This window comes from Peribacillus sp. R9-11 (genome assembly GCF_031345095.1).
Lineage (GTDB): Bacteria > Bacillota > Bacilli > Bacillales > DSM-1321 > Peribacillus > Peribacillus butanolivorans.
In genome coordinates, this window is record NZ_CP133763.1 from 5,461,596 (window position 1) to 5,481,607 (window position 20,012).

General features: G+C 40.2%; 22 protein-coding genes and 1 pseudogene. All 23 read right to left on the minus strand.

From position 1 onward, the window contains the following. Positions 1-22: 22 nt before the first annotated feature. Positions 23-337, minus strand: a complete 315-nt coding sequence (nuoK, locus tag RE409_RS26500) for an NADH-quinone oxidoreductase subunit NuoK (protein WP_056524221.1) — start codon at positions 335-337, stop codon at positions 23-25. Beyond that, positions 334-858: an NADH-quinone oxidoreductase subunit J gene (locus RE409_RS26505; protein WP_201187466.1), complete on the minus strand. Its 525-nt coding sequence runs from the start codon at positions 856-858 to the stop codon at positions 334-336. Before RE409_RS26505 ends, nuoK begins: the two co-directional genes overlap by 4 nt. Next, on the minus strand, positions 855-1,274 hold the full coding sequence (nuoI, locus tag RE409_RS26510; RefSeq protein WP_053348494.1) for an NADH-quinone oxidoreductase subunit NuoI: 420 nt from the start codon (positions 1,272-1,274) through the stop codon (positions 855-857). Before nuoI ends, RE409_RS26505 begins: the two co-directional genes overlap by 4 nt. A gap of 35 nt (positions 1,275-1,309) precedes the next feature. Beyond that, a complete protein-coding gene (nuoH, locus tag RE409_RS26515; protein WP_053348493.1) occupies positions 1,310-2,317 on the minus strand; it encodes an NADH-quinone oxidoreductase subunit NuoH in 1,008 nt (335 codons plus the stop codon). After that, the gene (locus tag RE409_RS26520; RefSeq protein WP_098177153.1) at positions 2,318-3,418 is read right to left on the minus strand and encodes an NADH-quinone oxidoreductase subunit D; all 1,101 of its coding nucleotides are present in this window, start codon (positions 3,416-3,418) and stop codon (positions 2,318-2,320) included. It abuts the gene before it with no gap. Between the two features lie 4 nt (positions 3,419-3,422). Next, positions 3,423-4,646, minus strand: coding sequence for an NADH-quinone oxidoreductase subunit C (locus RE409_RS26525; protein WP_309558303.1), 1,224 nt, complete (start codon positions 4,644-4,646; stop codon positions 3,423-3,425). Next, positions 4,647-5,123, minus strand: a complete 477-nt coding sequence (locus RE409_RS26530; protein ID WP_176527554.1) for a NuoB/complex I 20 kDa subunit family protein — start codon at positions 5,121-5,123, stop codon at positions 4,647-4,649. Between the two features lie 26 nt (positions 5,124-5,149). Continuing rightward, the gene (locus RE409_RS26535) at positions 5,150-5,524 is read right to left on the minus strand and encodes an NADH-quinone oxidoreductase subunit A (RefSeq protein ID WP_201187470.1); all 375 of its coding nucleotides are present in this window, start codon (positions 5,522-5,524) and stop codon (positions 5,150-5,152) included. Positions 5,525-5,930: 406 nt separating this feature from the next. Beyond that, positions 5,931-6,332 carry a F0F1 ATP synthase subunit epsilon gene (locus RE409_RS26540; protein ID WP_201187472.1) on the minus strand — a complete coding sequence of 134 codons (402 nt, stop codon included), beginning with the start codon at positions 6,330-6,332 and terminating at the stop codon, positions 5,931-5,933. Positions 6,333-6,357: 25 nt separating this feature from the next. After that, on the minus strand, positions 6,358-7,755 hold the full coding sequence (gene atpD, locus RE409_RS26545; protein ID WP_201187474.1) for a F0F1 ATP synthase subunit beta: 1,398 nt from the start codon (positions 7,753-7,755) through the stop codon (positions 6,358-6,360). An 88-nt stretch (positions 7,756-7,843) separates the two neighbouring features. Further along, positions 7,844-8,704 (minus strand): F0F1 ATP synthase subunit gamma, encoded by an 861-nt coding sequence (locus tag RE409_RS26550; protein WP_201187476.1) that lies wholly within the window; start codon positions 8,702-8,704, stop codon positions 7,844-7,846. A gap of 37 nt (positions 8,705-8,741) precedes the next feature. Beyond that, complete coding sequence (gene atpA, locus RE409_RS26555) at positions 8,742-10,250, minus strand: F0F1 ATP synthase subunit alpha (RefSeq protein WP_053348485.1); 1,509 nt, start codon at positions 10,248-10,250, stop codon at positions 8,742-8,744. A 24-nt stretch (positions 10,251-10,274) separates the two neighbouring features. Then, entirely contained in the window at positions 10,275-10,811 is a 537-nt protein-coding gene (locus tag RE409_RS26560) for a F0F1 ATP synthase subunit delta (protein ID WP_053348484.1), read from the minus strand. Beyond that, positions 10,808-11,329, minus strand: a complete 522-nt coding sequence (gene atpF / locus RE409_RS26565; protein WP_201250932.1) for a F0F1 ATP synthase subunit B — start codon at positions 11,327-11,329, stop codon at positions 10,808-10,810. The genes RE409_RS26560 and atpF overlap by 4 nt, the downstream gene beginning before the upstream one ends. A 167-nt stretch (positions 11,330-11,496) precedes the next feature. Continuing rightward, entirely contained in the window at positions 11,497-11,721 is a 225-nt protein-coding gene (atpE, locus tag RE409_RS26570) for a F0F1 ATP synthase subunit C (protein WP_048685857.1), read from the minus strand. 62 nt (positions 11,722-11,783) lie between these two features. Next, positions 11,784-12,479, minus strand: coding sequence for a F0F1 ATP synthase subunit A (gene atpB / locus RE409_RS26575; RefSeq protein WP_201250234.1), 696 nt, complete (start codon positions 12,477-12,479; stop codon positions 11,784-11,786). A gap of 22 nt (positions 12,480-12,501) precedes the next feature. Continuing rightward, positions 12,502-12,870: an ATP synthase subunit I gene (locus RE409_RS26580; RefSeq protein WP_048685860.1), complete on the minus strand. Its 369-nt coding sequence runs from the start codon at positions 12,868-12,870 to the stop codon at positions 12,502-12,504. A 7-nt stretch (positions 12,871-12,877) separates the two neighbouring features. Next, positions 12,878-13,068: pseudogene (locus RE409_RS26585) on the minus strand (hypothetical protein). Between the two features lie 275 nt (positions 13,069-13,343). Beyond that, positions 13,344-15,572: a S8 family serine peptidase gene (locus tag RE409_RS26590; protein WP_309558304.1), complete on the minus strand. Its 2,229-nt coding sequence runs from the start codon at positions 15,570-15,572 to the stop codon at positions 13,344-13,346. Positions 15,573-15,655: 83 nt separating this feature from the next. After that, positions 15,656-16,777 carry a non-hydrolyzing UDP-N-acetylglucosamine 2-epimerase gene (gene wecB / locus RE409_RS26595; RefSeq protein ID WP_201254669.1) on the minus strand — a complete coding sequence of 374 codons (1,122 nt, stop codon included), beginning with the start codon at positions 16,775-16,777 and terminating at the stop codon, positions 15,656-15,658. Between the two features lie 45 nt (positions 16,778-16,822). After that, on the minus strand, positions 16,823-17,452 hold the full coding sequence (upp, locus tag RE409_RS26600; RefSeq protein WP_053348481.1) for a uracil phosphoribosyltransferase: 630 nt from the start codon (positions 17,450-17,452) through the stop codon (positions 16,823-16,825). A gap of 246 nt (positions 17,453-17,698) precedes the next feature. Next, complete coding sequence (gene glyA / locus RE409_RS26605) at positions 17,699-18,940, minus strand: serine hydroxymethyltransferase (protein WP_053348480.1); 1,242 nt, start codon at positions 18,938-18,940, stop codon at positions 17,699-17,701. A 410-nt stretch (positions 18,941-19,350) separates the two neighbouring features. Further along, a complete protein-coding gene (locus RE409_RS26610; RefSeq protein ID WP_201254102.1) occupies positions 19,351-19,944 on the minus strand; it encodes a TIGR01440 family protein in 594 nt (197 codons plus the stop codon). Positions 19,945-20,012 lie beyond the last annotated feature (68 nt).

Here is a 20,012-nt window from a genome sequence, read left to right on the forward strand (position 1 = left end):
CCTTCTTCATTTATATAAACCTTCAATGCTTCATTGAATCCATTTCATCAACATTGACCGTCTTACGATTACGATAAAGGGCCATTAATATGGCCAGCCCAACAGCTGCCTCGGCTGCAGCAATTGTAATTGTAAATAATGAAAACACTTGACCAGTAATGGATGGCGTTACTCCAAATTTACTGAAAGCAACCAAATTGATATTCGCAGCGTTCAGCATCAGCTCAATGGAAATCAAAACAATGACCGCATTTCTTTTTACCAATGCGCCATACAGTCCAATACAAAATAAAACTAGTGCCAATACCAGATAAGCCGACAAGGGAACTCCTGTCATAATTGATCTCCCTCCTCATCCTTATCGTCTTTTTTTGCTAACACAATGGCACCTACTAAAGCAACAAGCAGGAGAACAGACATCACTTCAAATGGAATCACATATTTGGAAAACAGCTCAATGCCAATTTGTTTCGTATTTTCCTCATGCAAGGTCGTTGGCTGAACAGGTATATGCAGATTGTAAATACCTAGATAAACTGCCACAGCAAATCCAGCAACCGCTAGCAACAAAGAGAATTTTCCCCACCTCCCTTTTGACGGTTCTTCGCGTTCTTGATGTTTAGTCAGCATAATTCCAAACAACATCACGATCGTAATTGCCCCAGAATAGATTAAGATTTGTACGACTGCCACAAATTCTGCCGAGAGCAGCATATAAATGCCTGCAATGCTTAGAAATGTAAAGACAAGGGCAATTACCATGTGTACCACTTTTGTTAACGTAATTAGCAGCACACCGCCTAATATGGCGACGAATGCCAAACCCAAAAATGCAATTAATTCACCGGACAAACTCATACTTTATTCACCTTCCGGATATTTTCATCATTTTCATCCAGCCACTCCAGATTTTTAAATAACTGTTCACGGCTGTATTCCGCCAGTTCAAATTGATTCGTCATCACTATCGCTTCAGTAGGGCAAACCTCCGTACATAGATCACACAAAATACATATCTCAAAATTGATGTCATACGTATCGATGATTTTACCTTTTTTTGTTTGGTCCGGATGCTTTTTCCCTGTTAATTGTATACAATCTGTTGGACAAATCGTCACACATTGATTGCATACAATGCACTTCTCAGGATAGAATTTTTGTATTCCACGGAATCGATCAGGGAGCGGCAGCGGCTCATTTGGGTAGTCGTAGGTCACTTTTTTCCGTGTCAAGTTCTTCAACGTATAGGTTAAACCTTTTGCTAAGCCAAGCATATTAACCCCTCGCTTTCTGATTAGCTTAAAGTTTTTTAAAAAAGTTTAAATAATTCTTTTAAAAGTGCAGTTAAAAATATATTAGCTAACGCAATCGGCAGCAGTACTTTCCAGCCGAACTCCATCAATTGGTCGGCCCTTATACGCGGAAAGGTTACACGAATCCAAACCAATACATAAAACACAGCACTAAACTTCAGTCCAAACCAGACAGCTGCCGGAATAAAATCCAGAAACGGTATAGAATTCCATCCCCCTAAAAATAATACAGTGGTTAATGTAGCCATTGCAAACATATACACATATTCCGACAACATAAAGAACGCCCAGCGAAATCCAGAGTATTCAACATGATAACCCGAAACGAGTTCAGATTCCGCTTCCGGAAGATCAAAAGGGACCCTGTTCAACTCAGCTACCGATGCAATAAAAAAAACTATAAACGCAATTGGTTGAAGAAAAATGAACCAAACCTTCTCCTGTGCAGCGACTATATCATTTAAGTTTAAGCTCCCTGTCAACAGGACTATCCCCACTAACGACATCACGAGCGGAATTTCATACGATATCATTTGCGCTGCCGCCCGCATTCCGCCAATCAAAGAGTATTTATTGTTGGATGCCCAGCCTGCCGTGACGATACCAATCGTCGTAATACCGGAAACCGCCATATAATACAATAGTCCGACACCTATATCGGCAAATTGAAATGCATCGGTAAATGGCAATGTAGCAAGGACCATGAAAGCTGGAGCAAAGGCGATTACCGGTGCCAATATATAAAGCGGCTTATCGGCTTTTTTTGGGATTGTATCTTCCTTGATTAAAAGCTTCAAAACATCGGCAACGGTCTGCAAAAGCCCCCATTTACCACCAATCTGATTTGGCCCCACCCGCAACTGCATGAACCCCATGATTTTTCGTTCAGAAAGAATACCATAGGTGACAAACCCTAAAACAACAAATAGGAGCAGCACAGCCAAGCCAAAAAAGATGCCAAAATTCAGTAGACTTGGCGTGGATTGAAGCAAATCCTGGATCATTTATCCATCCACCTCCCCTAATACAATATCGATGGCACCTAGTATCGTTATCAAGTTCGCCATATTTTCCCCTTCCAGTAACTTTGGAAGAATTTGCAGATTATAAAATGAAGGTCGGCGGAATTTTAACCGGTACGGCTCCTTTTTTCCCTCGCTTGCGATATAACAGCCGATTTCCCCTCTTGGTGATTCAATTCGGACAAAGGCCTCGCCTTTTGGTACCTTTATTATTTTCGGGACCTTAGCAATGATTGGTCCTTCGGCTGGAAACTGCTCAACCGCCTGCTCAAGGATTTTCAATGATTCTTCAATTTCCTCCATCCTGCAGTGATAGCGTGAAAAAGCATCGCCTTCTTCTCGGGTAGGAATATTAAATTGAAACCTGTTATAAATAGAATATGGTTCATTTTTTCTTAAATCCCATTTTACACCTGTACACCTTAAGTTTGCACCGCTTAGTGAGTACTGAAGCGCTTCTTCCTTCGAATAGGTGCCCACTCCCTTAACTCGGTTCACGAAGATTTCATTCCCTGTTACCAGCTCATGGTAACCAGCTAGCTGCTCCCTCATATAAGGAACAAACTCTGCCACCTTTTCAATCCAGTCTTCAGGAGCATCCCATTTCACACCTCCGACCCGCATATAATTAAATGTAAGTCGTGCACCTGACAATTCAGTCAATAAGTTAACGATCATTTCACGTTCACGAAAAGCATATAAAAAGGGGCTCGTCGCTCCAATATCAAGCAAATACGTTCCCCACCAAACAAGGTGACTCGCAACTCTGCCTAACTCCATTGCGATTACCCGCAAATACTCAGCCCTGTCGGGGATTTCAACCCCCATCATTGTTTCAACAGCATGACAAAGCACATAATTATTTGTCATAGCGGCCAGATAATCCAGTCGGTCGGTATAGGGAATAATCTGAGTATATTGTAGATCTTCCGCTAATTTTTCCGTACCGCGATGTAGATACCCTATGACAGGTGTAGCCTCTTTTATTATTTCACCATCGATTTTGATGACAAGCCGAAAAACACCATGTGTACTCGGATGCTGTGGCCCGACATTGAGAAGCATTTCTTCCGTCCGTAACATTGGGTTACACCTCCACATCATAAGGCTGATAATCTTTTCGAAGAGGATACCCAATCCAATCCTCACCAAGTAAAATCCGCTTTAAATCAGGGTGTCCCTGAAAGAGGATACCGAGTAAATCGTAGGCCTCACATTCAGGCCAATTTGCCCCCGACCATAAAGGGACTAATGAAGGAACAACTGGAGAATCCCTATCCAGCTTCACTTTCAAGGCAGCCGAATGATTCGTATTAAATGAATATAGGTGAACATAGATTTCCATATGAGTTTCAAAATCTGTTCCATGCAGTTCTGATAAATAGTGAAAGTTCAACTGTTCATCATATCGTAAAATTTTAGCTATTTGAAAATATGTATCTGGTTTAGCAACTAATGTGGGGACATCTTTTGATAGGTTATTAATATAGTAATCTGTTAGAGCACCTTGTCCCAAATTCCTTTCAATAGCCTGAACAATTTGATCGAGTATTGATTGGTTTGGTGAAGGTTCATCTGGGGTGTGAACTTCTGTACTCTCCTCTACTCTAGCCCTGGTCTTTGCAGCCGCGGCTGCTTTCGCTTTTGCAGCAGCAATGGCCTTAGCCTTTGCTTTTTCTGGATCCTCTTCTTTGCCCACTAATTCCTTTCTTTTGGCGAGAGCAGCAGCTTTTGCCTTTGCAGCAGCGGCGGCTTTTTGTTTCGCTACATCCATACTTCTTTCCGATTCTTCTATTCCACTTTCTTTTGATTGTTTTCGGGCGAGAGCGGCGGCTTTTGCCTTTGCAGCTGCGGCGGCTTTTTGTTTCGCTACATCCATATTTCCTTCCGATTCTTCTATTCCACTTTCTTTTGATTGTTTTCGGGCGAGAGCGGCGGCTTTTGCCTTTGCAGCTGCGGCGGCTTTTTGTTTCGCTACATCCATATTTCCTTCCGGTTCTCCTGTAACACTTTCTTTTGACTGCCTTCGGGCTAAAGCAACTGCTTTTGCCTTTGCAGCTGCGGCGGCTTTTTGTTTCGCTACATCCATATTTCCTTCCGGTTCTCCTGTAACACTTTCTTTTGACTGCCTTCGGGCTAAAGCAACTGCTTTTGCCTTTGCAGCTGCGGCGGCTTTTTGTTTCGCTACATCCATATTTCCTTCCGGTTCTCCTGTAACACTTTCTTTTGACTGCCTTCGGGCTAAAGCAACTGCTTTTGCCTTTGCAGCTGCCTCTTTCTTTTGTTGCGCTAAATCCTGCTCTTCACTCATCTATATCACCCGCTTTCCAGTTTTCGCTTCGTAACGGATTTTTTCTTTTAATTTATTAATACCATAAATAAGTGCTGCTGGGTTTGGGGGGCACCCAGGGATATAAACATCAACAGGTACTATTTGATCTACCCCTTTGACAACCGAATATGATCGCACATATGGTCCTCCTGCAGTTGCACAAGACCCCATAGCAATAACCCATTTCGGCTCTGGCATTTGGTCGTACAATCTCCTTATTATCGGAGCCATTTTTTTCGTTACAGTGCCAGAAACAATCATGACATCCGATTGTCTAGGTGATGTCCGGAAAAAAGAACCAAAACGGTCCAAATCATAATGAGAGGAACCCACTCCCATCATTTCAATCGCACAGCATGCTAAACCAAAAGTCATTGGCCATAGGGAATTACTTCTTGCCCAGGCCTTTACTTGTTCAAGTGTGGATAAAAAAATACTGTGACGCAATTCTTCCATTTCTGCAGGAGTAAGGTCGTCTAATTTTAATTCCACTTTAACACCTTCTTTTTCCAAGCGTAGATTAGTCCTAATAAAAGGATAAGGACAAAAAATAACATTTCAATTAGCGCAAACAGCCCCAGCTCGTCGTAAGCTACTGCCCATGGGTAAAGGAAAACAGTTTCTACATCAAAAATGACGAACATCAAGCCAAATAAATAATACCTGACATTGAACTGAACTCTTGAATCCTGAAAAGGCTCGATCCCACTTTCATAAGTCGTGTATTTCATATCATTCGGTTTGTATGGTCTAAGCAGTCTTCCAAGAAATAATGCGACTAAAGGTAGTAAAATGCCAAGACTAAGAAAAACAAATACAATTAAATAGTTATTTTGGTAAATATGCAGCTGTCCCATGTCCATCTCCCTTTATAGAGAAATCATGTTTAATAGGTGTATTTTTAACTTGCTTGTCTTCTTTTTTATTGGAATCTTGTTTTAAATATTTATGCAGTGCTACAATTTTTTAGAAGTAACGTGACAACGAGGGGGCAAGAAGTAATAAATGTAAGCGTATACATTATATCATCCAGAAATTAGTATGTCGATGAAGTAAGGGTTAATATGGAAAATACTTTACACTATAATTCGATATTTTTTATGAACTTTCAGCAGATTTTTTCATATTTCGACGTTCAAATGCAGAAATTATGAGTTTGTATGATAATAAGCTCTTTTAAAGGCAGTTTAGATTGCATGCCTAAAATAAAAAACACCAGGACTCTCTGCAATTAGAAAGTCCTGGTGTTTTGATTATATAAAATTATCGCATTTCTGCAATTTGAATCCGATTGATAGCACGTTTAAGCGATAAATCAGCTCTTTTGGCATCATTTGATCCATCATTGTTCTGCAATCTTTGTTCCGCACGTGCTTTTGCTGCTTGAGCGCGTGCAAGATCGATAGTTTCAGCTCTTTCAGCAGATTGAGCTAAAATGGTTACCACATCAGGGCGAACTTCTAAGAAGCCACCGTTTACAGCTACATAGTCTGTGTTGCTTCCATTTTTAAGACGGACAGCACCGATGGTAAGAGGAGCTACAGTTGGAACGTGTCCAGCCATAATTCCCAGCTCACCACTTTTAGCTTTAGTGCTTACCATTTCAACTTCTGCATCATATACTGGGCCATCGGGAGTAACAACATTGACTTTAATGGTCTTCATTTCATTCCCTCCTAGGTCCCTTTAATTAAGCCATTTCTTTTGCTTTAGCAATAACTTCTTCGATGCGACCAACTAGACGGAAAGCATCTTCAGGAAGTTCGTCGTATTTTCCAGCTAGGATATCTTTGAATCCTTGGACTGTTTCTTTAACTGGTACATAAGATCCTTTTTGACCAGTGAATTGTTCAGCCACGTGGAAGTTTTGTGACAAGAAGTTTTGAATTCTACGGGCACGAGCAACGATTACTTTTTCGTCTTCGCTTAACTCGTCCATACCCAAGATCGCAATAATATCTTGAAGTTCTTTATATTTCTGTAAAGTTGATTGAACTTGACGAGCTACTTTATAGTGCTCAGCTCCAACGACTTCTGGGCTAAGAGCACGAGAAGAAGAAGCCAATGGATCAACTGCTGGGTAGATACCCATTTCAGAAAGTTTACGCTCAAGGTTAGTTGTTGCATCTAAGTGAGCGAAAGTTGTAGCTGGAGCCGGATCCGTATAGTCATCGGCAGGTACATAGATCGCTTGAATAGATGTAACAGAACCTTTATTAGTTGATGTGATACGTTCTTGTAATTGACCCATTTCTGTAGCAAGGGTTGGTTGGTAACCTACCGCTGAAGGCATACGGCCTAGAAGGGCAGAAACCTCTGAACCTGCTTGAGTGAAACGGAAGATGTTATCGATGAAGAAAAGAACGTCTTGTCCTTGTTCGTCACGGAAATATTCAGCCATTGTCAAACCACTTAAAGCTACACGCATACGTGCACCTGGTGGCTCGTTCATTTGTCCGAATACCATAGCTGTTTTCTTAATAACACCAGAATCAGTCATCTCGTAGAAAAGGTCATTTCCTTCACGAGTACGCTCACCTACACCAGCGAATACTGAGATACCGCCGTGCTCTTGTGCGATGTTATTAATAAGTTCTTGGATAAGTACAGTTTTACCAACACCGGCACCACCGAAGAGACCGATTTTACCACCTTTGATGTAAGGTGCAAGTAAATCTACTACTTTAATACCAGTTTCAAGAATTTCAACTGATGTTGATAAGTCCTCAAAAGTTGGTGCTTGTCTGTGAATTGGATCACGACGTACTTCTGCTGTAAGTGGTTCAAATAGGTCAATATTTTCCCCTAATACGTTGAAAACGCGACCTAGAGTTACTTCACCTACAGGAACGGAAATTGGAGCTCCTGTATCAACAGTCTCTGCACCACGAGTTAAACCATCCGTGGAAGACATTGCTACAGTACGAACTGTATTATCACCTAGTTGAAGGGCTACTTCAAGAGTTAGTCCTGTACCAGACGCTGTATTTTCGATTCTTAACGCGTTATAGATCTTAGGAAGTTGTCCGTCTTCGAATTTCACGTCAACAACCGGACCCATAACTTGAGTAACGCGTCCTATATTCATCGTTTTCCCTCCTAACGTTGCTTATAACGACTATCAAATTTATGGAACGGCCAGCATATCGTCCGGGCCGGCCGCCCCTTTAATGATTTTATTCTAAAGCTGCTGCACCGCCGACAATTTCCGTGATTTCTTGAGTAATTGCGGCCTGACGTGCACGGTTATATTGCAATGAAAGTGAATCGATCAATTCTTTTGCATTATCGGTTGCATTTTTCATTGCAGTCATACGTGCAGAGTGCTCACTTGCTTTACCATCTAACAAAGCACCATAAATTAAACTTTCTGCGTACTGAGGTAGTAATACCTCAAGAATTTCTTCTGCATTAGGTTCAAATTCATAAGAAGTCAATGCTGCATTGGAAGTATTAAAGTCAGCTAACGGAAGGACTTGCTTTTCCGTTACATCCTGCTGGATTGGGCTGACATAATGGTTATAGTACATATAAAGCTCATCACACAGTTCATTTAGATACAAATTCACTGTTGATTTAGCAAGGGAGCTAATGTCAGCGAAAGACGGCTGATCAGGAACACCAATTACTTCAAGCTCTACGTGCATATTACGGCTGACAAAGAAATCACGGCCAACCCTTCCGATTGCGATAATGACGAACTCATCATTGGATTTATGGCGTTCAAGAATAGTTTTATGAACGTGGCGTAGGATACTACTGTTGTAGGCTCCTGCCAATCCTCGGTCCGATGTGATTACCAGGTAACCGGTTTTCTTTACTGGACGTGAGACAAGCATTGGATGAGATGCATCCGTACTTCCGTTCGCAATACTTGATACTACTTCTTGAATTTTTTCCATATATGGAACATATGCTTTAGCATTCGCTTCTGCACGGTTCATTTTAGAAGCAGATACCATCTGCATCGCTTTTGTAATTTGACTCGTCTTTTTCGTTGAAGTAATCCGAGACTTAATATCGCGTAAAGAGGCCATTCATTCTCACCACCCTTTATAAATTAGTTAGACCTTATTATTCAGAAATAACGAAATTCTTTTTGAACTCGTTAATTGCAGCAACGATAGCAGCGTCTTCAGGAAGACCTTTAGTTGTGCGAATGTGATCTAATAATTCTGGATGAGAACGATCTAGGAACACATAGTATTCTTCTTCAAAACGAAGGATATCCGATACTGGAATATCATCTAAATGACCTTTAGTTAATGCATAGAAAATCATGACTTGTTTTTCAACTTTAATTGGTTTGTTTAGATCTTGCTTAAGAACTTCAACTGTACGAGCACCACGGTTAAGTTTTGCTTGTGTAGCAGCATCAAGATCAGAACCGAATTGAGAGAATGCTTCCAATTCACGATAAGAAGCTAAGTCTAGACGTAATGTACCAGCAACTTTTTTCATCGCTTTAATTTGTGCAGATCCACCAACACGGGATACGGAAAGACCAGCGTTAATCGCAGGACGTACACCTGAGAAGAACAAATCAGATTGTAAGAAGATTTGTCCATCTGTGATGGAAATAACGTTTGTTGGAATGTAAGCAGAGATATCGCCTGCTTGTGTTTCAACAAATGGAAGCGCAGTGATTGAACCAGCACCTAAAGTGTCATTCAATTTAGCTGCACGCTCAAGTAAGCGGGAGTGCAAGTAGAATACATCCCCAGGGAAAGCTTCACGACCTGGAGGACGGCGAAGCAGCAAGGAAAGTTCACGGTATGCTGATGCTTGTTTAGAAAGATCATCATAAACCACTAAAACGTGCTTGCCAGCAAACATAAACTCTTCACCCATAGTCACACCAGCATATGGAGCTAGGTATAAAAGTGGTGCTGGTTGAGAAGCTGATGCAGATACAACGATTGTGTAATCTAATGCACCATTTTTACGTAGTGTTTCAACTGTTCCACGAACTGTTGATTCTTTTTGGCCAATAGCAACATAAATACAGATCATGTTTTGGTCAGCTTGGTTAAGGATTGTATCGATCGCAACTGATGTTTTACCAGTTTGACGGTCGCCAATGATTAACTCACGTTGTCCACGTCCGATTGGAACTAGAGCATCGATAGCTTTAATCCCTGTTTGTAATGGTTCATGAACAGATTTACGGTCCATAACACCTGTAGCAGGGCTTTCGATTGGACGAGTTTTTGTTGTAGCGATTGGGCCAAGACCATCTAATGGCTGTCCAAGCGGATTTACAACACGTCCGATTAATTCTTCTCCAACTGGAACTTCCATGATTCTTCCTGTACGGCGTACTTCACTGCCTTCTTGAATGTCTCTGAAAGGTCCAAGAATAACAACACCTACGTTATTTTGCTCAAGGTTTTGTGCTAAACCCATTGAACCATTGGAAAATTCTAAGAGCTCCCCAGACATTGCATTATCTAAACCATGAACGCGTGCGATACCATCACCAACAGTGATAACTGTACCTACATCGCTTACTTTAATTTCCGACTGATAGTTTTCAATCTGCTTTTTAATCAGCGCACTGATTTCTTCAGCTTTGATGCTCATGAATTTCACCCCTATCTGTGAATATTAACCTAATAGTTGTTTGCTAAGACGACCAAGCTTACCGCTAATCGTTCCGTCATATATGCGGTTACCGATTTGAAGTTTGATGCCGCCAAGAATATTGGTATCCGTAATATTAGTAATGCGTAAATTTCTTTTACCGATTTTTGCAGCAAAAGATGAAGACACAGCTTCCATTTCTGATTCAGTCAATGGACGAACTGTATAGACAGTTGCATCCGCAACTGAGTTTTCTTCATTCGCAAGTTCAATAAACTCTTGTGCCATAGCAGTCACTTCATCTGTACGATGACGCTCTACCATTAACATTACTGTGTTTTGAACGGAAGAAGAAAGGCTTGCAAATGCATTTGCAATCAAAGCACTTTTTGCATCTTTAGTCATTTTAGGATGAGCTAAGAAGCTTAATAGCTCATTATCATTTGTAAAAACTTCATTCACTATGCGAAGCTCTTCTTCAAGTTGGTTAATGAGATTTTGCTCTTTCGCAATTTGGAAAAGGGCAACGGCATAACGCTTTGCTACTGTTATATCGCTCATTTCCCTTCTCCTGCCTCTTGAATGTAGTCATTAATCAATTGCTCTTGATCAGCTTCAGATAGTTCTTTTTCAATTACTTTAGAAGCAATAAGTACGGATAAAGATGCCACTTGCTCGCGTAGTGCTGTAATAGCTTTTTCTTTTTCCTGTACAATTTCACGCTTCGCTGATTCTTTAACACGTTCAGCTTCAAGACGTGCTTGATTCACGATATCTTCACGCTGCGCTTCACCTTGAAGTTTTGCGTTTTCTATAAGTTGTCCCGCTTCAGTGCGAGATTGTTTTACGATTTCACGTTGTTCTTCTAAATATTTAAGTGCTTCTTGTCTGCTAGCTTCCGCTGCTTGAATTTCATTTGCAACATGTTCTTCACGTTGAGTCATGATGCCCATTAGAGGACCCCATGCAAATTTCTTCAGCAACGCTAACAAAATGATAAACATTACTAATTGGAATAACATGTCTCCGCCATTAAAGCCGTCTACAGTTGACCCAAGTACAAAGCTGCTTGTTAACACGCTTGGTTCACTCCCTTCACGAGTTTCACTTCTTAAAGCGTTCATTTTTATGAACTTTTAGAAAATTATGCTCTTAAACTGTATTAAAACAGGATTGTGGACATAAAGGAAAGGCGAAGGTTCACATGGAACGAACTTCGCCATTTTTGAACTTTTTAAAGGTTCTATTAACCACCATATACCATAAACGCAATTACTACCGCGATGATAGGCATCGCTTCAACTAAACCTACACCGATGAACATTGTTGTTTGAAGCATACCGCGAGCTTCTGGTTGACGAGCGATACCTTCTACTGTTCTTGAAACGATAAGACCATTACCAATACCTGCACCTAGTGCTGCTAAACCAATTGCAATTGCTGCTGCAAGAAGACCTACTGAACCTGTCATTATAAATATCCTCCTTAAATTGTATCAAAATTTTATTTTTTTAGTTCTAAATGAACTTATAATTAATGGTCGTCACTGACTTTATGAGACAGATAAACCATTGTTAACGTAACAAAGATAAACGCTTGTATACTACCGACGAAAATACTATAGCCTTGCCATACTAATGTAGGCACAATTGCACCAATAAATCCGGCAGGTCCACTAAATGCTAACGTCCCTGCTAATAAGCCTAGCAAAACTTCACCAGCATAAATATTACCATATAGACGCAGACCAAGTGTCAAGGAATTTGTAAATTCCTCTACTAGTGTCATTGGGTTTTTGTAAGCTTTAAAGTAACCCTTGGCGCCTTTCATTTTTATAGCATAGTAATGCGTTAAACCTAAAACCATGACTGCAAGAGTCAATGTGATAACTGGGTCGGCTGTTGGTGATTTCCACCAAAGCACACCATCGTAACTAATTGCAAATGGAAGACCGAGCATATTGGACACAAAAATGTACATTAGCAAAGTCATACCAAGCAGTTGAAACTGACCACCTGTTCTCCAGTCCATGTTACTATTAATAATACCCTTAACAAAATCCATAATCCATTCCATGAAATTCTGCATACCAGTTGGCTTCATTGCCAGCTTACGTGTACCAAGAACAGCAAGTAAGAACACAACAAGACTCGCAATTGTTATCATTAGGACATTACTTAAGTTAAAGGTTAGACCCATAAAATCGTGTAAGGGTGCTCCATGATTCAACTATATTCACCTCTCTTCCCCGCTATCGACGTATTAATTGGATGAAAAAATCTATAAAAATGACGATATAAGCTGTCATTAATCCCCATACAACACTAATCAGATGAAAATGCTCCGGAAATTCCAATGCAATGAGTACCGCTAGACCTGCGGATGCCATTCGTGTCATCGTTCCAAGAGATTTAGTTTTCTTTCCCTCATCAAGCGCCTGACTGAATTTTTTCATTTTCTGATTAATCAGCCATAAATTGTATAAACTCAAACTCGTACCCAGTATAAGCCCAGCAAAAACGGCTTGATAACTCGTAAGTCCCCATCCAACAACATAAACCGCCAGAAGAAAAATTATATATTTACTCTGCCTGTTGAACATGATTTTCATTTCTGGCATTTTTCATTTAATCTCCTGAGAAATATTTTCGAACTGAATGGAGCATTGCTTGTAAACCTAATGCAAGTCCACAAAGAAGGCCAATTACTAATAGCAGCGGTTCGAATCAAGGGTTCTGTCAAATCATCTTTCTAAAAAGAAGATACCGATCAAAACTGATCCGACTATTTGAGAAAGAATCGCTGACATCAAAGTCATAGCCATTAATAGACGGCAATTTATTTGACGAAAGTTGCATCCTCGCGGTTGAAATTTGGTGGAGGATAGAAAACATTTCATGCTGTAAAAATCTGCATGTTGGGCTCCTGAAAACCCTCTCATTTTACATCCTTAGTTAGCATACAATAGGCAAGAATCAATGTCAATGAGTGGTTAGTGAAATTTGTCACAGGTTTGTAATTATTAACGAATTGTTCACAAATTATCTTTTTAATACTATTGACATACGTTTTATTTTACTTATTGTCATTTCTTCACTCAATAAGTAACGTCTTTTCTATCCGATCTTCCCTTCCATTCCTTCTTGCAAATATTATTGCTTTATATACGCCTTTAGGCGGCAAGTCTTTTCTAAATATATTTTTTTTGGTCAAACCTGAGGGTGCTGGTTTCGACCAATCCATATATCCGGCAAATTTTAAGGTGTCTGCGTCATAAAGAGCAATCCCGAATTCTTCAGCTCCTCGAGGTAGATACATCTCGTATCGATAAGTGCCGGCCTGGTCGCCTTGGCCGAATTCAAACCCCATTACTCTTGGATAATCCGGTTCTTCTTTAACGTATAAATAAGGGAGTGAAATTTTTTTACTTCCTTCCATTATAATTAGGTACCCATCATAAACCCCCTTCTTGAGTTCGGACGGGTTTACTTGAAGTCCCACATCGATTGCTTTCTTTTCACTTGGATTTAAAGTAATCGATTTCGGCAAATCCCAAATGAGTCCCTTCTCTTTTAATGGGACAATAAAAGAGTACCTCCTAATCTTCTTTCCTGTATTTTCAAGGACAATCGGTTCATGATGCTCTTCAATTCCTTCTTTTTTTGTATACATTCCAAATGACAAAGAACTTGGATACAGCAGTGTGTCTGCTTTTAATGCTTCAGCAACCTGGATGCGGCCAGCTCCCTGTTCATATGTGTGATACAGTTGATGTGCCGTTTTACTTAATGGCTTAGAAGTACTCATCAAGGCTGACTTTACTTGATCAGGAGTCCACTCCGGATGCTTTTGTAAAATTAAAGCGCACGCACCTGCAACATGCGGGGCAGACATACTTGTGCCAGCTAAGGACATATATCCCTTAGGAATGGTGCTTTCAATCTCAACTCCAGGCGCTAACACGTCTGGCTTAATCCCCCAAGATACCGTTACCGGTCCCCTCGAGCTAAAATCAGCCAGTCTATCTTGCTCCTTCTTATATACAAAATGAACTTTTTCGTGTTTTTTTTGATCCACAAATTTCTTAAGTCGTAATCCATCTCTTCTATTAATAGAAGCAACTGGTATGTTCATCTCTTTTTCTAAGCTTCCGGTAAAGGTTCCGCTCGTATTGTTATATATAATTACCGCTTTCGCTCCTGCCTTTTCAGCATTGGATACTTTCTCCTGAAAGGTAAGTGTGCCACGCTCAAGTAACACGATTTTATCTTTAACATGTTTTAGCTCATTTTCATTTCCGATATTTCCATAAATTACTTCCTCCGAAAAAGTTAAGTTCCACTTCTTAGAGTCTTGAAATAGAGTCAAATAAGATTGATACTTTTTTGACCCAAGTCCGTAAACCATATATGGAACCTTCAACGGAGGAGTTGACGCTCCTACCGAAATCGCTTTTTCTGCTGTCCCAGGCGAACCCACAGTCCAAACAGCCGGCCCAGAATTACCGTTTGATGTGACAGCAACGATTCCGCTTTCCACCGCTTTATTTAAAGCTAGCGAAATAGGTAAATCCGGGCCATTGACATTGTTCCCAAGAGAAAGGTTTAAAACATCTACCTTATCTTTCATTGCTGACTCAATAGCCGTCAAGACTTGCTCAGTATCTCCTGCACCTCCTGGCCCCAATGCCCGATATGCATAAATCTCTGCTTCTGGAGCGACGCCCATCATTTTTCCATTAGCTGCAATAATACCCGCAACATGGGTTCCATGTATTGTATCTAAACCTCCCATGTTCTTCGTTTCCATCGGGTCTTCATCACTATCAACTAAATCTTTTCCTCCTTTATAATTACGCTGTAAATCTGGATGTGTATAATCAATCCCTGTATCGATAATCCCTACTTTTACTCCTTTCCCGGTTATCCGGTGATTCTTTTTATCAAAGAAACTCCTCACCCTGTCTCCTCCAATGAAAGGGACACTTTCATCTAGCAAGGCATGATACATAGATACTTCAGTAACAGCTTGAATCGCACTCTCCTTCTTAAGTTGTTCAATTTCATTCTTTTTCCCATATACAGAAAATCCATCAAGGGCAACCGTATAAATATTTCGTAAATGAAGGGATGGATACTTTTCAAGCAGCTTATTAATCTTTTCTTGTGAAATCGGGTTTTCCATCGTGACAACAACCGTTACTTTCTTAGATTCAGATAACTTTGGTAATGGCGGCAGAATGACAGAGGCTAATACTTTTTCATTTGAGAAAAAAAATATTAAAAGGAAAACAGACAATATAAAAGATATCTTTCTCAACATAATCATCCCCTTAGCAGTTATCTTTTCTCAACTACCTTGGAGTATGCAAATAAAAAAGGAAAAGCCAATTGGCTTTTCCTTTTTTATGGTTCAAATCTTGTTGGCGGTACACTGACTTGCTTAAAATAGTAACGTACGGCTTCAGCAATTCGGGCTGAAGCATTTCCGTCCCCATATGGATTAGAGGCCTTAGCCATTTTTTTGTGTTCTTCATGATTGGTTAGCAATTCATGCGCCATTTTAAAAATGGTCTGTTCATCCGTACCCGCCAGTCTTAAGGTGCCTGCTGCAATCCCCTCCGGGCGTTCAGTCGTATCTCGTAAAACAAGAACAGGTACACCAAGTGATGGTGCCTCTTCCTGGATGCCTCCGGAGTCAGTCAAAATCAAATAGGCTCTTGATGCAAAGTTATGAAAATCCAATACGTCCATCGGTTCGATTAAATGGACACGCGGATTATCACCGAGAATCTCGTTTGCTAGCTCTTGAACAGCGGGATTTAAATGGACAGGATAAACCACCTGAACATCGTCATGATCTGCAACGATTTTTTTGACAGCCCTAAAGATATTCCTCATAGGCTCCCCTAGGTTTTCCCTGCGATGAGCTGTAAGTAAAATGAGCCGGTCATCTTCCAATTTATTCAAAACTGGATGAGAATACGTGGAGCGTACTGTCGTTTTTAAGGCATCGGTTGCCGTATTTCCCGTCACGAATATGTTTTCTTTCTTGTTTTCATTCAGCAAATTCTCTTCCGCTTTTGAGGTCGGCGCAAAATGTAAGTCTGTCATAGTTCCGGTAAGCTGTCGATTCATCTCTTCCGGATAGGGGGAATACTTATTCCATGTGCGCAGCCCTGCTTCCACATGTCCAATGACGATTTGATTATAAAAAGCAGCTAAACTGGCTACAAAGGTTGTAGTTGTATCACCATGAACAAGAACAATGTCAGGTTTAGCTTCCTTCATTATAGAATCCAGACCACTTAATGCTCTTGTTGTAATATCAGCAAGCGTTTGCCTTTCCTTCATTATATTCAAATCATAATCGGGTTGAATGGAAAATAAGTCGAGAACTTGATCTAACATTTGTCGATGCTGAGCCGTAACAGCAACGATCGGTTTGAAATATTCTGGGTGTTTTTGAAATTCGAGTACTAAGGGCGCCATTTTGACAGCTTCTGGTCTCGTTCCAAAAATCGTCATGACCTTAATCGGTTGGTTCAATCGTGACACCTCAGTTTCTTTCTATTATTTTGTGCCGAATAAACGATCTCCCGCGTCTCCTAGACCTGGAACGATGTAGCCATGTTCATTCAGTTTTTCGTCAAGCCCTGCAATATAAATATCCACATCAGGATGCGCTTCTTTTAATGCTTCTACGCCTTCTGGGGCTGCAATTAGGCACATGAATTTGATGTTAACTGCACCGCGCTTTTTAATAGAATTGATAGCTTCAATAGCAGAACCGCCTGTCGCTAACATTGGGTCAACAACAATGCATTCTCTTTCTGCCAAATCACTTGGCATTTTCGCATAATATTCAACCGGTTTTAATGTTTCTGGATCACGGTAAAGACCGACATGACCTACCTTTGCAGCAGGAATCAATTTAATAATTCCATCTACCATTCCAATACCAGCACGTAAAATTGGAACGATACCAACTTTTTTACCAGAAAGCATTTTTACTTTCGCTTTGCTGACTGGTGTTTGGATTTCCACTTCTTCAAGCGGCATGTCTCTTGTAATTTCAAATGCCATTAATGACGCAACTTCATCTACTAGTTCGCGGAATTCTTTTGTTCCTGTATTTATATCACGTATATAGGCTAATTTGTGTTGAATTAACGGGTGATCGAAAACATAAACTTTTCCCATTTAGCATCTCTCCAATTCTATTGCTTAATTTTGCTCTTTTTATAATTTCCCTATTCGTTTAGAAAAATTTTCGTATCTTTTAAAATTCACTTCAACCTATTTTACAGAAAAAAGGTTCAATCTTCAATAAAGGTTTAGATGTCAGACCTATTTTCACTATTCCGACTCTTCAAAACACACTCTTCTCTGTGTCTATCTATTTAAGCACACAAAAGCCGCTTCCCTAGAAAGGAAGCAGCTCCGTTATTACAATGAAGGATATAATTCAAACTTGCTTGTTAATGCTTCAACACGCTGTTTTGCTTCTTCAAGTTTAGCTTCATCTTCATTATTTTTCAAAACAAGTCCGATGATTGCAGCGATTTCATCCATGTCTTCTAATCCAAAGCCACGAGATGTTACTGCCGCTGTTCCAATACGTATACCACTTGTAACGAATGGTTTTTCCGGATCATACGGAATCGCATTTTTGTTAACCGTAATACCGATTTCATCTAGTACATGTTCTGCAATTTTTCCTGTTAGTCCTGTAGAACGTACATCAAGAAGAATTAAGTGATTATCTGTTCCATCAGAAACAAGGGTAAAGCCTTCTTTTTTCAAACCTTCGCCCAAACGTTTAGCATTGTCGATAATTTGTTGTGCATAAGCTTTAAAATCATCTTGAAGCGCTTCGCCGAATGCTACAGCTTTAGCAGAAATTACATGCATTAATGGCCCACCTTGAATTCCAGGGAAGATTGATTTATCAATTTTCTTACCGAACTCTTCTTTACAAATAATCATACCGCCGCGTGGTCCGCGAAGCGTTTTATGAGTAGTTGTCGTTACAAAGTCTGCATAAGGAACTGGACTTTGATGCAATCCTGCAGCAACTAAACCTGCGATATGAGCCATATCAACCATTAAATAAGCTCCGACTTCATCTGCAATCTCACGGAAGCGTTTGAAATCAATTTCACGTGGATATGCACTAGCCCCTGCTACGATCAGTTTAGGCTTGTGCTGACGTGCTTTTTCCAAAACATCGTTGTAATCGATACGGTGATCTTTTTCGTCTACACCATATTCAACAAAGTTGTAGTTAACACCACTGAAGTTAACCGGGCTTCCATGTGTTAAATGACCGCCGTGGGACAGGTTCATTCCTAACACTGTGTCGCCAGTTTGAAGAACGGTAAAGTAAACCGCCATATTAGCTTGAGCTCCGGAGTGTGGTTGTACGTTTACATACTCGCCACCGAAAATCTCTTTTGCACGGTCACGTGCTAAATCTTCAACGATGTCGACATACTCACACCCACCGTAGTAACGTTTACCCGGATATCCTTCTGCATACTTATTAGTTAGAACCGATCCTTGAGCTTCCATGACAGCTTCACTCACGAAGTTCTCAGAAGCAATAAGCTCAATCTTACTTCTTTGACGCCCTAATTCCAGTTGAATTGCGTTAAACACTTGCTCATCTTGCTTTGCTAAACGATTCATTCCGTAATTCCTCCTCAAATTGTGCGTTATTCGCTTTTTACATTATTTACAACATGACTTCAAAAAGACATGAAAAAGCCTTATCGATAATTATTTGAAAATTCTACTCCATTTTAACATGTCTATTTTAGAAGTGATAGTCTATTTTTATCGAACGTTCATTGTTTTTTCATTTAAAAACGTTCGCATTTCACATCTTATTTAAGGTAAATAGCTCTTCCTACCTGAATTTTATTAGTAAAAAAGCTTTCCAATGAGGGGGGATACCGTTTTTTCTTCACTAACCATTCTATTGGTACTATACAAAAAAATCGTTAAAGATTCTTCTTGTTCTTTACATTTTTCTTTTATTTAATAGTCTCCATACAAAAACAGCATCCCTCATCTGAGAAATGCTGCCTAATTTTCTATTAAGTACAACTCTTGTTTACTGTAGTATCCTGATATACAGCCCGCTCTCCGCCAACTAGTTTTGGGCGGGTTTTAGCCATAGTCACATGTGCATGACCAATTTCTTTAATGGAGACTCGAACAGGGACAGCTACATGTTTTAAATGCATACCGATGAAAGTATCACCGATGTCTATCCCCGCTTCTGCCTTGATATGCTCAACGACGATAGCATCTTTCCATTGTTGATAGGCATAGGTTGCCATCGACCCTCCTGCCGTTCTTACAGGGACAACTGACACTTCTTCATAATCTCTTCGAACTGCGGTCTCTCTCGGTAAAACGAGAGCCCTATTTAAGTGTTCACAACATTGATAAGCAACCTGAATTCCCGTTTTTCTTTGGAAATCCTCCATTACAGCAAAGATCATTCCCGCAACATCAATTGTTCCGTCTGTGCCGATTCGTTTTCCAATCACTTCACTTGTACTGCAGCCAATTACCAATAGCTGTTTTTCTTTTAGAGCTGCCTCTTCTTGAAACTCATGTAACAGTATTCGAAACTGATTTTTCCATATCTCAAGCTCATCTGAAAATGTAGTATCATTTGTCATGAAATACGCATCCTTTCATTTAAAGAAAACTTACTGATGATTAGACCTTAGATGAAGAGAAGACCCCT

Coding starts and splice junctions, on each gene's coding strand:
- RE409_RS26590 (WP_309558304.1), bottom strand. CDS start 15,572: ATGTTGAGAAAGATATCTTTTATATTGTCTGTTTTCCTTTTAATATTT.
- RE409_RS26505 (WP_201187466.1), bottom strand. CDS start 858: ATGAGTTTGTCCGGTGAATTAATTGCATTTTTGGGTTTGGCATTCGTC.
- RE409_RS26560 (WP_053348484.1), bottom strand. CDS start 10,811: ATGAGCGATATAACAGTAGCAAAGCGTTATGCCGTTGCCCTTTTCCAA.
- nuoI (WP_053348494.1), bottom strand. CDS start 1,274: ATGCTTGGCTTAGCAAAAGGTTTAACCTATACGTTGAAGAACTTGACA.
- nuoH (WP_053348493.1), bottom strand. CDS start 2,317: ATGATCCAGGATTTGCTTCAATCCACGCCAAGTCTACTGAATTTTGGC.
- atpD (WP_201187474.1), bottom strand. CDS start 7,755: ATGAATATAGGACGCGTTACTCAAGTTATGGGTCCGGTTGTTGACGTG.
- glyA (WP_053348480.1), bottom strand. CDS start 18,940: ATGAATCGTTTAGCAAAGCAAGATGAGCAAGTGTTTAACGCAATTCAA.
- atpA (WP_053348485.1), bottom strand. CDS start 10,250: ATGAGCATCAAAGCTGAAGAAATCAGTGCGCTGATTAAAAAGCAGATT.
- RE409_RS26535 (WP_201187470.1), bottom strand. CDS start 5,524: ATGGGACAGCTGCATATTTACCAAAATAACTATTTAATTGTATTTGTT.
- RE409_RS26525 (WP_309558303.1), bottom strand. CDS start 4,646: ATGAGTGAAGAGCAGGATTTAGCGCAACAAAAGAAAGAGGCAGCTGCA.
- RE409_RS26540 (WP_201187472.1), bottom strand. CDS start 6,332: ATGAAGACCATTAAAGTCAATGTTGTTACTCCCGATGGCCCAGTATAT.
- RE409_RS26580 (WP_048685860.1), bottom strand. CDS start 12,870: ATGCCAGAAATGAAAATCATGTTCAACAGGCAGAGTAAATATATAATT.
- nuoK (WP_056524221.1), bottom strand. CDS start 337: ATGACAGGAGTTCCCTTGTCGGCTTATCTGGTATTGGCACTAGTTTTA.
- upp (WP_053348481.1), bottom strand. CDS start 17,452: ATGGGAAAAGTTTATGTTTTCGATCACCCGTTAATTCAACACAAATTA.
- RE409_RS26610 (WP_201254102.1), bottom strand. CDS start 19,944: ATGACAAATGATACTACATTTTCAGATGAGCTTGAGATATGGAAAAAT.
- RE409_RS26520 (WP_098177153.1), bottom strand. CDS start 3,418: ATGTTACGGACGGAAGAAATGCTTCTCAATGTCGGGCCACAGCATCCG.
- atpE (WP_048685857.1), bottom strand. CDS start 11,721: ATGACAGGTTCAGTAGGTCTTCTTGCAGCAGCAATTGCAATTGGTTTA.
- RE409_RS26550 (WP_201187476.1), bottom strand. CDS start 8,704: ATGGCCTCTTTACGCGATATTAAGTCTCGGATTACTTCAACGAAAAAG.
- RE409_RS26530 (WP_176527554.1), bottom strand. CDS start 5,123: ATGGAAGAATTGCGTCACAGTATTTTTTTATCCACACTTGAACAAGTA.
- wecB (WP_201254669.1), bottom strand. CDS start 16,777: ATGACGATTTTTGGAACGAGACCAGAAGCTGTCAAAATGGCGCCCTTA.